Annotated in this window: 7 protein-coding genes; 6 read left to right on the plus strand and 1 reads right to left on the minus strand. The window is 72.8% G+C overall.

Annotated features, from left to right (window positions below; all coding sequences use genetic code 11):
* Positions 1–91 precede the first annotated feature (91 nt).
* The 6 genes from ABZU25_RS21550 to ABZU25_RS21575 all read left to right on the plus strand — a co-directional run bounded on the left by ABZU25_RS21550 (position 92) and on the right by ABZU25_RS21575 (position 7,137).
* Complete coding sequence (locus tag ABZU25_RS21550) at positions 92–931, plus strand: fumarylacetoacetate hydrolase family protein (RefSeq protein WP_355031140.1); 840 nt, start codon at positions 92–94, stop codon at positions 929–931.
* A gap of 48 nt (positions 932–979) precedes the next feature.
* Positions 980–1,777 carry an SDR family oxidoreductase gene (locus ABZU25_RS21555; RefSeq protein WP_355031141.1) on the plus strand — a complete coding sequence of 266 codons (798 nt, stop codon included), beginning with the start codon at positions 980–982 and terminating at the stop codon, positions 1,775–1,777.
* A gap of 31 nt (positions 1,778–1,808) precedes the next feature.
* The gene (locus tag ABZU25_RS21560; RefSeq protein ID WP_355031142.1) at positions 1,809–2,717 is read left to right on the plus strand and encodes a hypothetical protein; all 909 of its coding nucleotides are present in this window, start codon (positions 1,809–1,811) and stop codon (positions 2,715–2,717) included.
* A gap of 124 nt (positions 2,718–2,841) precedes the next feature.
* Positions 2,842–4,548: an ABC transporter ATP-binding protein gene (locus tag ABZU25_RS21565; protein WP_355031143.1), complete on the plus strand. Its 1,707-nt coding sequence runs from the start codon at positions 2,842–2,844 to the stop codon at positions 4,546–4,548.
* A complete protein-coding gene (locus tag ABZU25_RS21570; RefSeq protein WP_355031144.1) occupies positions 4,545–6,386 on the plus strand; it encodes an ABC transporter ATP-binding protein in 1,842 nt (613 codons plus the stop codon). The genes ABZU25_RS21565 and ABZU25_RS21570 overlap by 4 nt, the downstream gene beginning before the upstream one ends.
* A 172-nt stretch (positions 6,387–6,558) precedes the next feature.
* Positions 6,559–7,137, plus strand: a complete 579-nt coding sequence (locus ABZU25_RS21575) for a sigma-70 family RNA polymerase sigma factor (RefSeq protein WP_355031145.1) — start codon at positions 6,559–6,561, stop codon at positions 7,135–7,137.
* Between the two features lie 93 nt (positions 7,138–7,230).
* Here the strand turns inward: ABZU25_RS21575 and ABZU25_RS21580 are convergent, their stop codons facing one another.
* Positions 7,231–12,690: a carboxyl transferase domain-containing protein gene (locus ABZU25_RS21580; RefSeq protein WP_355031146.1), complete on the minus strand. Its 5,460-nt coding sequence runs from the start codon at positions 12,688–12,690 to the stop codon at positions 7,231–7,233.
* Positions 12,691–12,824: the final 134 nt, after the last annotated feature.

Genomic DNA, 12,824 nt, shown 5'->3' on the forward strand with positions numbered 1-12,824 from the left:
TTGACTGTGTTGGTGTGAGCGAGTACACACTGGCGAAGCAAGATCCTATCGGAAATGACTCTGCCGCCACCAGGCACCGGAGGGATGGTTCGTGAGATTCATGCGCGTCGGGCCCGTCGGGCGGGAACGCCCCGTCCTGCACGTCGACGGGCGGCACTTCGACCTCTCGTCGCTGACCGCCGACATCGACGCGGAGTTCCTCGGCGGAGACGGCGTCCGGCGTGTCCGCGAGGCCACCGACCTGCCCGAGATCGACGTCACCGGCCAGCGGGTCGGCGCGCCGATCGCCCGTCCCGGTGTGGTCCTCTGCGTCGGGCAGAACTACGCCGCGCACGCCGCCGAGTCGGGCGCCGAGCCACCCACCGCCCCGATCGTCTTCTACAAGGCGCCCAACACCGTCGTCGGCCCGTACGACGACGTCCTGATCCCGCGCGGCTCGACGAAGACCGACTGGGAGGTGGAGCTGGCGGTGGTGATCGGCCGTCAGGCCCGTTACCTCGCCTCGCCGGCCGACGCTCTCGGGCACATCGCCGGGTACGCGCTGTCCAACGACGTCTCCGAGCGCGACTTCCAGCTCGCCGTCTCCGGTGGCCAGTGGTCGAAGGGCAAGTCCTGCGAGACGTTCCAACCGCTCGGCCCGTGGCTGGTCACCGCCGACGAGATCGACGACCCGCAGGCGCTGCGGCTGCGCTCCTGGGTCAACGGCGAGCCCCGCCAGGACTCCAGCACGAAGGACATGATCTTCGACGTGGCGTACCTGGTCTGGCACCTGTCCCAGTACACCGTCCTGGACCCGGGCGACGTCATCAACACCGGCACCCCGCAGGGGGTGGCGCTCTCCGGCCGGTTCCCGTACCTGGCCGTCGATGACGTGATGGAGGTCGAGATCGAGAGCCTCGGCCGGCAGCGCACCACGCTGAGAGCCGCCTGACGGCGGTGCGGGTCGACTCGCAGGACTGGTTCGGGAGGGGAGAGAAGCATGCGGTGTGACGGCCTGGTGGCAGTGGTGACCGGAGGTGGCTCGGGGATCGGGCACGCCTGCGTGCGGGCGTTCCTGGCCGCCGGCGCCCGGGTGGGCGTCCTGGACCTGGACCTGTCGGACCTCCCCGAGGACCCTCGCGTCCACGGCGTCCGGGCGGACGTGGCCGACCGGTCCTCCCTCGCCGCGGCCGTCGCCTCGGTCGCCGACGCGTTCGGTGGCATCGACATCCTGGTCAACAACGCCGGCATCTCCGCCGTGGGCACTGTGGAGGACAACGACGACGAGCTGTGGAGCAGGGTGCTCGACGTCAACGTCACCGGTGTGGCCCGGATGAGCGCCGTCGCGCTGCCGTACCTGCGCCGGTCGTCGTCCGCGGCGATCGTCAACGTCTCCTCGATCGCGGCGACCGTCGGCCTGCCCCGGCGCGCCCTGTACTCGGCGTCGAAGGGCGCCGTGCACGCCCTCACCCTCGCCATGGCCGCCGACCTGGTGACCGAGGACGTCCGGGTCAACTGTGTCGCCCCCGGCACCGTGGACACGCCCTGGGTGGCCCGCCTGCTCGCCGGCGCGGCCGACCCGACGGCGGAGAAACGGCAACTCGCGTCCCGCCAGCCGACGGGGCGGCTGGTGACCGCCGACGAGGTGGCCGCCGCCGTCGTCTATCTCGCGTCGCCGACGAGCAGGTCGGTGACCGGGTCGTCCCTCCCGGTGGACGGCGGCATGTCCGGCCTGCGACTACCCGCCCGGGTCACCTCCGCACCCGCCCCGGTGGAACCAGGAGCGGTCGTCTCCTGAGGGGGCCGGCGGCGCGTGACATGATTGCGCCATGGGGAAACAGCAGGACGTCGGCGAGCCCGACCGTCACAGCGGGTCCGACGTCGCCGACCACCGTCCGATCGGTGGCAGCGCTGACGAGCGGCTCGCCCTCGCCCAGGACCCCACCACGCCACAGATGACCCTCATCGACCTGGCGTCCGATCCGTCGGCCGTGGTCCGTAAGGCGGTCGCCGCTCGGGCCGACGCGCCCGCGCAGGCACTGCGACCGCTGACCCGGGACCATGATCGTCAGGTGCGGGAGGCCGTGGCGAGGAACCCCTCGGCCTCGATCGCCAACCTCATGCGTCTCGTCAAGGACGCCGACCGGTGGATCCGCTGGGCGGTCGCCGGCAACCCGGCCTGTGACGAGTCGGTCCGCCGGGTCATGTCCGAGGCATCGGACAAGGAGCTTCGCGGTCTCCTCGCGGAGCGCCGGGACCTGGAGCCGGAGCTGGCCGCCAAGCTTGTCGACGACGTCTCACCCGAGGTACGGGAACGACTCGGCACGCACACCCACGACCCGGACGTGATCACCGCCCTGCTGGCCGATCGCACCGCACGCGTCCGCAAGGGGGTGGCCCGCAACCCGCGGACCACCGCCGCGCAGCGCAGCGCGCTCGCCGCGGACCCGGTGGTCGACGTCCGTGCCGCGCTGGTGCGTACTGTCGAGTTGGACGAGGCGGACCTGACGCGCCTGCTCGACGACCGCTCGGTGCAGGTCCGCCTGGCGATGGCGACGTCCGAGATCGTTCCGGCGCACATCCGGCAGGCCCTCGCCAGCGATCCCGACGAGATGGTGGCGAGCGCGGCCCGGGACTTCCGCCCGGGGTCCGGCACCTCCTCGGCGGTGCGGGCTCCGCGCATCGCCCACCGGCCCACCGGCGCGGGCGCGGGTCGACCGGGTCGCGCCACGCGCTGATACCGCCCGGCGGTTCCCCCACCCCTCCAGCTCCGCATGACGGCATGTTAGGTTAGCCTGCCCTAACACACACGTCAGGAAGCTTGCCCATGACCGTACCGACCCGACAGTGGGCAGGTCGCCGATGACAACCGCCGAGATCACCGGTGGTGTGGTGCTCCGCCGCGCGCTCCGTCGACAACGCGGCCGGGTCGTTCTCGGCATCGCGCTGCTGTGCACACACCAGGCCGCCGAGGCACTCGTCCCGGTCGCCATCGGCGTCGTCATCGATCGTGCGGTCGCCACCGGGAACGGCGCCGCGCTGCTGCTCTCGCTCGCCGGCCTGGCCGCCCTGTTCACCGTCCTCGCCTTCGCCTACCGCGCCGGCGCTCGGCTGGCGTACGCCGCCGTGGAGCACGAGGCGCACGCCACGCGGGTCGACATCGTCCGCAGCGCCCTCGACCCGCACGGACACCGTTCGGGCCTGCGAGACGGAGAGCTGCTCTCCGTCACGGCCTCCGACGCCGAGCTGAGCGCGCTGGTCGTGCGGGTAGCCGGGCTCACCGCCGCGGCGCTCACCGCCGTCGTGGTCGCGGCTGTCGCGTTGCTCGTCGTCGACATCCCTCTCGGACTCGGTGTGCTCATCGGCGTACCCCTGCTGGTGGTCGCCCTGCAACGGATGGCCCCGCTGCTCACCCGGCGCGGCGCGGCGCAGCAGGAAGCCCTCGCGGCCACCACCGCGCTCGCCGTCGACCTCGTCACCGGCCTGCGCGTGCTGCGTGGCATCGGCGCCCAGGACCATGCCGCACGCCGGTACGCGGGCGCCAGCCGCCACGCGCTCGACGTCACCCTGCGTGCCGCGACCACCAAGGGACTGCACCTCGGGCTCACCACCATGGTCAACGGTCTCTTCCTCGCCGCGGTGGCAGGCGTCGCGGGCTGGCTCGCGCTCCAGGGCCGGCTCACCATCGGTGAACTCGTCGCCGTCGTCGGGCTGGCCCAGTTCATCGCGGAGCCGGTGCAGACGCTCGGGTACTGCGTGCAGTTGTTCGCCACGGCCCGGGCCTCCGCCGGCCGGGTCGCCCGGGTCCTCGGTGCCGCGCCGGCCACCCGGGCGGGTAGCGGCGGGCCGCCCGCCCCGAGCCCGACGCGGCTGACCCTCGACGCGGTCCGCTACGCCAGCCTCCACGACGTCAGCCTGCACGTCCGCGCCGGTGAGCTGCTCGGCGTGCTCGCCTACGATCCGAGCGACGCCGATGCGCTTGTCACGCTGCTGTCCGGCCGGGTGCCCCGCCCGGACTACCGAGGCTCGCTGTACGTCGACGGCGTGCCCGCCGACGAGCTGCACATCGATGCCGTACGCGCCGCCGTCCTTGTCGAAGAGCACGACGTGGCGCTGTTCGAAGGGACCCTGCGCGCCAACCTCAGCGCCGGGGCTCACGTCGACGACACGCTCCTGCGGTCCGCTGTGCGCGCTGCCGCCGCCGAGGACGTGCTCGCCGCGCACCCCCACGGGCTCGACCGCCTGCTCACCGAACGGGGCGCGAACCTGTCCGGCGGGCAGCGGCAACGAATCGGGCTGGCCCGGGCACTCGTCGCCGACCCGCCGGTGCTGGTGCTGCACAACCCCACAACGGCCGTCGACGCGGTGACCGAGGGGCTGCTCGCCGAAGGTCTGGCCGCCGCTCGCGGTGCGGCGGACCGCGGCACCGTGCTGATCACCACCAGTCCGGCGCTGCTGCGGGCCACGCACCGGGTCGCCGTGCTCGACCGGGGGCGGGTCGTCGCCGAAGGGCCCCACGAGCGGTTGCTCGCCAGCGACAGCCGTTACCGCGAGGAGGTCCTGCGGTGACCGACGCGTCGATCGACACCGGCGTCGAACCCCGGCACCTGCTGCCGACGGCCACCGCCCGGCAGACCTGGGTCGCCCTCCGTGGCGAGTTGGCCCGCCTGCCGGGGCTCAGCGTCACCGCCGGCACGTTGCTTGTCGCCGCGGCCACGACGGGGCTCGTCGCCCCCTGGGTGCTCGGTCGCCTCGTCGACGACGTCATCGCCGAGACCGACACGCAGCGGATCGTCGCCTGGGCGGGTGTGATCGCGGGTGCCGCGGTGCTCGCGGGACTCCTCACCGCGCTCGGAGCGGCGGTCGCCGCCCGACTCGGCGAAACCGTCCTGGCCCGGCTCCGGGAACGGGTCCTCGACCGCGCCCTGCACCTGCCGTCGGCCACCCTGGAGCGGGCCGGGACCGGGGACCTGGTGGCACGCGCCGGTGACGACGTGGCCGTCGTGACGAATGTGATCGCCACCAGCGGTCCCGCCTTCCTCGGCGCGCTGCTGTCCATCGTGTTGACCGCGTTGGGGCTCTTCGCCCTCGACTGGCGACTCGGCATCGCCGGGCTGGCCGCCACCCCGGCGTACGCGGTGGCGCTGCGCTGGTACCTGAAAAGGTCGATCCCGTACTACGCCCGGGAGCGGGTGGCGACGGGCGAGCGCGCACAGGCGACAGTCGAGGCGTTGCGCGGTTCGGCGACGGTGCGCGCCTACCGGATGGAGGACGCCCACGTCGCACGGATCGCGGGCCGCTCCGCGGTGGCCCGTGACCTGTCGCTGGAGATCTTCGGACTGTTCACGCGGTTCGGGCTGCGCATCAACCGGTCGGAGTTCGTGGGGCTCGCCGCCGTGCTGCTCGCCGGGTTCCTCCTGGTTCGCGACGACCTCGCCACAGTGGGCGCCGCCACCACCGCCGCGCTCTACTTCCACCGCCTCTTCAACCCCATCGGGCTGCTGCTGTTCGAGTCGGACTCCGTCCTACAGGCCGGGGCGAGCCTCGCCCGCCTCGTCGGGGTCACCACCCTGCCGGCCACCGCGTCTCCGGAGCGTCCCGAGCGCGCCGGACCCGAGCCGGCCGCGCTGGAGGTGACAGTCGGACAGCACCGCTACGACGACGGACCCGTCGTACTGCGTGACATCACCCTGCGGCTGGCACCCGGTGAGCGCGTCGCCCTCGTCGGCGCGAGCGGAGCGGGCAAGAGCACGCTCGCCGGCATCATCGCCGGCATCATCGCGCCGACCCACGGTTCGGTGCGCCTGCGCGGCGTGCCGCTGGCGGACCTCGGCGAGCACCGCCTCCGCCGGGAGATCGCCCTGATCAGCCAGGAGGTGCACGTCTTCGCCGGGCCGCTCGCCGACGACCTGCGCCTGGCCGCTCCGGACGCCACCGACGCCGAGCTGACCGCCGCGCTCGACCGGGTCGGTGTCACCGACTGGCTGCGTACCCTGCCGGAGGGCCTTGCCACCTCGGTGGGGGAGGGCGGACGGCGCCTCACCTCGGCCCAGGCCCAGCAGCTCGCGTTGGCCCGCCTCGTCCTCGCCGACCCCGCCGTCGCGGTCCTGGACGAGGCCACCGCGGAGGCGGGCAGCGCGGGCGCACGCGACCTCGACCGCGCCGCCGTCGCGGCCACCGAGGGCCGGACCACGCTTGTCGTCGCCCACCGCCTCAGCCAGGCGGCCACCGCGGACCGCATCGTCGTCCTGGACCACGGCCGCATCGCCGAACACGGCACGCACGCCGAGTTGCTCAAGGCCGGGGGCGGGTACAGCCGGTTGTGGCGTTCCTGGAGCATGCCCGACCTCGTGCCGCGGGGGCGGGAGAGCACCGAGCAGATCCAGGACCAGCCGATCCGCGGCTGAGCGGTCGCCGGGAGTGCGCGCGTAAGGGTGGGGCGGCGGTGTCAGCCGAACGGGGAGTCCCGGGAACTTTCCCGGACCGGCCACCGACCACCAGAGTGCGCGGCTGAGCGGCGCGATCCGATGACGGCATCTCGGCATGGAGGAGCGCCAGTGGCACCCAGGACGGTGGTCTGTGCGCAACGGCGGCGCTGACGACGATCAGGTGACCCGGTGGGCGCAGGAGGCGGGCCGGGGCGACCGGCAGGCCGCCACGGCGTTCGTCCGGGCCCTGCAGGACCAGGTCTGGCGGTTCCTGTCGCACCTGGCCGGGCCGGGTGAGGCCGATGACCTGACCCAGGAGACGTTCCTGCGGGCATTTCGCAACCTGCCCGGCTTCGCCGGCCGCTCGTCGGCGCGTACGTGGGTGTTTACGATCGCGCGGCGCGTTGCCGTGGATCACGTCCGGACGGCGGTCGCCCGGCCACGGTTGGCCTCGGTGCCGGACTGGCAGGCGGCGGCCGAGGCCGCCGGTGCGATCACGGCCGGCGCCGACGAGGGTGTCACCCTCCAGCAGGTGATCGCCGGTCTGAGTCGGGAACGTCGCGAGGCGTTCGTCGCCACGCACGTGCTCGGCCTGTCCTATGCCGAGGCCGCGGAGGTCTGCCAGTGCCCCGTCGGCACGATCCGCTCCCGCGTCGCCCGGGCCCGCGAGGACCTCGTCTCGGCCTGGCAGGCCGAAGGAGGCCCGACCCGTAGCCGGCGAACCGGCTGAAGGTAGACCGACGAGGGGTCGGCGCCCGGTGCCTCCGGCGGCCAGCGTGCCGTTGCGACCCCGGACCGCCGCCCCGCTTCTGTTCCGGTGCCCCTACCCCAGGGGTGCCCCGATGGCCTCGATGATGCGCGGACGCAGTTCGGCGGCGCGGACGACGGCGTCGACCGAGCCGACCTCGACGGCGCGTTGGATGTTGTGCACCCGGTCGAACTCCGTGGCCACCTCGCCGAGCTTCTCGGCGCGCACCGACGAGCGCACCTCGTCGAGTTCCGCGGTCAGCGCGGCGCGTTCGGTGCCGGCCACGGCGGCGGCACGCGCCTCCAGGTCCCGCACCCGGGGGTCGGCAGCCGTGCGGGCGTTGACGTCGGCGGAGAACACCACAGCGGCGGCGGGGGCGCCACCGAGCACCGAGGCGAACGAGCCCTCCAGGGCGAGCACTGTCATGTTCGGGTTCAGCGCCTTCGAGAACACCACGAACGCGCCGCCGTGGTAGCGCGAGATCACACAGAAGACGATCGGTCCCCGGAAGTTGACGATCGCCCGGCCGATCTCGGCGCCGTACTCCAGTTGCAGCTTGCGCATCGACTCCGGTGAGCCGTCGAAGCCGGACAGGTTCGCCAGCACCACGAGGGGCCGGTTGCCGCTGGCCGCGTTGATCGCCCGCGCCGCCTTCTTCGACGAACGGGGGAACAGCGTGCCCGCCGTGTAGGTGTCCGGGCCGTCGGTGGGCGGGAAGCCGTGCCGCGGCACCGACCGGGACTCGATGCCGAGCAGGCACACCGGCATGCCGCCGAGGTGGATGTCCTGGACGACCGCGGTGTCCGCGTCCGCCATGCCCGCCCAACGCTCCAGCACCGGGTGGTCCTGGTCGGAGAGGGCCCGCATCACCGTACGGATGTCGAACGGCTTCTTGCGGTCCGGGTTGTGCTCGACGGAGAAGATCTCCCCGACGGTGCGGAAGGCACTGCCCGCCACGTCGTGCGGGAAGTCGGAGATGTCGCGGTCGGTGGGGTCGGTGGTGACCGCCCGCCGGGGCCTGTTCTCACCGGGCGCGACGTACGTGTGGTCGTAGTGCGACATCACCACGTCCCGAGCGGCCGTCAGGTTCGGCGCCCAGTACTGTGCCTGCCCGTTCGGCCCCATCACCCGGTCGTAGCCGCCGATGCCGAAGTTGTCCTCGGCGGACACACCACCGGAGAAGTCGAGCGACTGCTTGCCGGTGAGCACCATCGCCGAGTCGGGCGTCATCACCAGGATGCCCTTGGTGTGCATGAGCATCGTCGCCTCGGCGTTCCAGTACGGCTGCGCGCCGACGTTGATGCCCGCGACCACGATGTTGATCTCACCGCCGGCCTGGGTGAACTCGACGATCCGCTTCAGCGCCGCGGCCACCCAGTCCATGTTCTCCGTACCGGTGGTCATCGAGATGCGCGCCCCGGCGGACAGCGCCCACCACTCCAGGGGCACGTTCATCCGTTCCGCGAGGTCCAGTGCGGCGATCACGCGCCGGCACTCCGGCTCCGACAGGGCGCCCAACGCCTTTGTCGGGTCGCCGAGCAGCACCACCCGGGTGACGCCCTGCGGGTGCCGCTCGGTCGGCGCGGTGACCACCCCGGCCACGATGGCGGCGCTGTTGCGCCCCTTCGGCCGCCGCACCGGCACCAACACGTGGTCGTCGTCGAGGTCGTGCTCGACGAAGTCACCGAGCCGGCCGGTCAGCTCGTACGGGTACACGGTGTTGCGGCTGCTCGCCCGCAGCACCTTCAGCCGGTACTCGTCGAGCGGCTCGATCGGCTCGACCGGCGGCTCACCGACGGCCAGCTCCGCGCCGCCCGCGGCGTCGAACGAGATCCGTACGGCGATCTTGGTCAGCTCGCCGGTCCGGCGGTCGCGCTGGCGCGCGATGAACAGGATCTCCTCCAGGCCGGCGCCCGCTGTCGTCGGGCGGACCCGCCCGGCGATCATTTCCATCTCCTCGCGGGTCAGCTCACTCGGCGGCCAGACGTAGACCACGATCCGGTTGGTGTTGAAGCGGGTCTTCGACGGTCGCCGCGACTGGGCACGGCGGATCGAGTCGAGGCAGGCGGCGATGGCGTCCTCGGTCGTCGGCAGCGCCACCAGGCGGCCGTCCTGCTCACGAAGCTCGGTGAGGTCACGCACCTGCGCGAACGCGACGAGGCGTTCGTCCGCCCGGTTGTCCCGGGCCACGCACTGGAAGAGGTAGACCTCCTCGTCGGACGACGGCAGGCGGGTCAGGTCGAACTTGTGCAGCCGCTCCAGCTGCATCCGCTGCGCGATGTAGGGGTGCAGGCCCCGGATCAGCCGGTCCTCGGTCATCGCGTCGCTCGCCGGGCGGAAGGTGAAGTGGTGGTGCATGACCGCCCCACCGCGACCCGCGACGGTGGTGGTGACCCGGCGGACCTGCGGCGGCAGCGGGTGCGCGGCGACGACCTCGGCCAGCGCCGCCGCCATCGAGTCGAAGTCCTCCGGCTGGTTCTCCCACCCGAGGTAGATGTCGGCGTCGACGGAGTCCTCGTCGGCGGCCAGCTCGGCCAGGCCGCGTAGCGCGCCGCCCAGCGCCTCGAAGCTCACCGCGGCGGAGACCACGCTCGAATCGGCGCGCTCGGCCACCACGAACGTGCAGCCCGCGACCTCCTGGGTACGCACGCTGGTGAGCGCCCGGTTGCCGTAGTACCGCCGGGTCAGCACCTCCAGCATTACCGCGTTGTCGAGGTGGTCGCGGACGAGCCGCTGACCGAGCAGCCGGACCAGTGGTTCGGTGCTGCGTACCATCTCGGCAATGCGCTCGGCGCGGTCCGCCGCGTCCGGGTGGGCGTCCAGGTGCCGCAGGTGCCCACGGACCCCGGCGTAGACGCGGGCGCGGTTGCGGCGCAGCAGCGGCTGGGCGAACCAGGCGAACACCACGCCGCGGGCGAGGTCGGCGATCGCGGGGAAGCGGACCTGCGTGGCGGCGATCAGCCGTTCCAGCGCGAGGCCGGCGGGCTCGCGAAGCGCCTCGTCCGGCGGGGTTTCCCGCAGCCAGGCGCGCAGCAGCGTCGCGACGACAGTGGCGTCGGCGGACGCCCGTTGCTGGGCGAGGAAGATCCGGAAGACGGCGGCTTCGAGGGCGGGGGAGCGCTCCAGGTCGGTGACACCGTAGTGGCCGAGCGCCTTGGCGAGCTTGGTCTGGAAGGCGTCCGGCAGCCCGGCCCGCTCGACGTCGAGGCTCTGCAGGTAGGTGTGGAAGTACTCCCGGGCGCTGTGCACGTGCGCGGCGCCGCCGTCCTCGCCCGTCGGCCGGTTGCGGCTCAACTCGGCGAGGTCGGCGAACACCTCGATGAGATCGAGCTCCGCGGCCAGTGGCCGCGGGCCGGCCTCGGTGGCGGCCCGGCGAGCCGTGAGGTAGCCGTCGAGCACCCGGCGGTCGTCGTGCGGGTCGACGTCGAAGCCGAGCAGCAGGCCGCGCAGGTCCTCCTGGCCGCGCCTGCTGCGCTCGGACGCCGGAATCTCGGCGGCGGCGGTGGGCAGGTCCAGTTCGACGGCCTCGCTGGTCGGGTCGGCAGTGGTCTCGGCCTCGTCCGCGAGTGGCTCCAGGCGCAGCAGCGGCGCACCCGCCTCCACCTGGCTGCCCACCGAGACGGCGCACTCCTTCAGCCGCGCCTTGAACGGCGCCCGCAGCACCGTCTCCATCTTCATCGCTTCGAGCACCAGCACCGGTGCGCCCGCCTCGACCTCGGCGCCGATCTCCAGCGGCGTGGCGACGACCAGCGCCGGCATCGGGGAGCGCAGGACGCCGCCCTCGTCGCGGCTGACCCGGTGGGTCACGCCGTCCACCTCGACCAGGTGGGTCGGTCCGTGGGTGCCGGTGAGCAGGCGGTACCGGATGCCGTTGACCACGATCTGACCGGTGTGCCGGTCGAAGCGGTCCAGCTCGACGTCGGCGGTGCGCACGGCGGCGCCGGCCTCGATGCCGACGCGGAACCGGTGCGCGCCGACTCGCGCCACGCGGGTGCGGTAGTCGGCGCCGCGCAGCTTGAGGTCCAACGGTCGGCCGCTGGCGTGCTGCACCTGCGGGCGCCCGCCGGAGGACGTCGACAACAACCGCTGCCGCTCGACGCGCTCGTCCTCCTCGTACGCCTCGATGGCGGCGGCGGCCAGCGCGACCGCGGAGTGGCGGTGCGTGACGAGCCGGCCCTCACCGCGGACGCGGTCGATCCAGCCGGTGTCCGCGCTGGCGTCGATCACCTCGGGCTGGTCGAGCAGGTCGAGCACGAAGCTCTTGTTCGTCGCGCCGCCCTCGATGATCACGGTGGTGTTCGCCATCGCCCGACGCAGCTTGCCGAGCGCCTCGTCGCGATCGCGGCCGTACGCGATGATCTTCGCGATCATCGAGTCGAAGTCGGCCGGGATGGTGTCGCCCTCGCTGACGCCGGTGTCCACCCGGATGCCGGGGCCGCTGGGCAGGTCCAGCCGCGCGATCCGGCCCGGCGACGGCGCGAAGTCGCGGTCGGGGTCCTCGGCGTTCAGCCGAGCCTCGATGGCGTGCCCGCGCTCGGCTGGCGGGGCACCGTCGAGTCGCCCGCCGGAGGCGACGTGCAGCTGTGCCTTGACCAGGTCGAACCCGGTGGTCAACTCGGTGATCGGGTGCTCGACCTGGAGGCGGGTGTTGACCTCCAGGAACGCGAACAGCCGGTCGCCGGGGTGGTACAGGAACTCGACGGTCGCCGCGCCCCGGTAACCGACAGCGTTGGCCAGCCGCTCGGCCGACGTCTTCAGCTCGGCGGCCTGCGCCGGGTCGAGCACCGGCGACGCCGACTCCTCGATGACCTTCTGGTTGCGTCGCTGCACCGAGCAGTCCCGGACGCCGAGCGCCCACGCCGTGCCCTGCCCGTCGGCGATCACCTGGACCTCGACGTGCCGAGCGCCGGTGACCAGGCGTTCCAGGAACACGATGCCGCTGCCGAACGCGCGCGCCGCTTCCTGACTGGTGCGCTCGTACGCGTCGTCGAGCTCGGCCTCGTTCCGGATGACGCGGATGCCGCGCCCGCCGCCGCCCGCTGTCGCCTTCAGCATCAGCGGGTAGCCGACCTCGGCCGCCGAGGCACGTGCGGCGTCCAGGGTCTCGACGGCGCCACGGCTCCACGGCGCGACCGGCACGCCGACCTTCTCCGCGATCAGCTTCGAGCCGATCTTGTCGCCGAGTTGGCGCATGGCGTCCGCGCTCGGTCCGACGAAGGTGACGCCGATCTTCTCGCACAGCTCGGCGAACGCCGGATCCTCGGCGACGAAACCCCAGCCGACCCACGCGGCGTCGGCCCCGGTCTCGATCAAGGCGCGCTCCAGCACTGCCAGGTTGAGGTACGGGCGGGCGGATGCCGGACCGAGATCGTAGGCGATGTCCGCTTCGCGGACGAAGGTGGCGGTGCGGTCGACGTCGGTGTAAAGAGCGACTGTTTCGAGCGGTCTGCCGGTTTCCGCAGCCAGCTCGCGGACCGCGTGGATGAGCCGCATGGCGGCTTCACCTCGGTTGACGATGGCGACACGGTTGAACACCCGACTGACCCCTTAGCTAGACCTCGAACTGCGTGCCGGAGACGACGGCTCCCAGCAGTGATCACCCTTCCGGGTGGCGGCGGCCAGCGCTATGGCGCTACCACCGAAGCCACAGTCCCTCAGTTGTAGGAAGT

It is taken from the genome of Micromonospora sp. NPDC005215 (genome assembly GCF_040607915.1).
Lineage (GTDB): Bacteria > Actinomycetota > Actinomycetes > Mycobacteriales > Micromonosporaceae > Micromonospora.

What these genes read in the sequence shown, in the direction of transcription:
- ABZU25_RS21565 (WP_355031143.1), top strand. Translation starts at nt 2,842, where the DNA reads ATGACAACCGCCGAGATCACCGGTGGTGTGGTGCTCCGCCGCGCGCTC.
- ABZU25_RS21555 (WP_355031141.1), top strand. Translation starts at nt 980, where the DNA reads ATGCGGTGTGACGGCCTGGTGGCAGTGGTGACCGGAGGTGGCTCGGGG.
- ABZU25_RS21560 (WP_355031142.1), top strand. Translation starts at nt 1,809, where the DNA reads ATGGGGAAACAGCAGGACGTCGGCGAGCCCGACCGTCACAGCGGGTCC.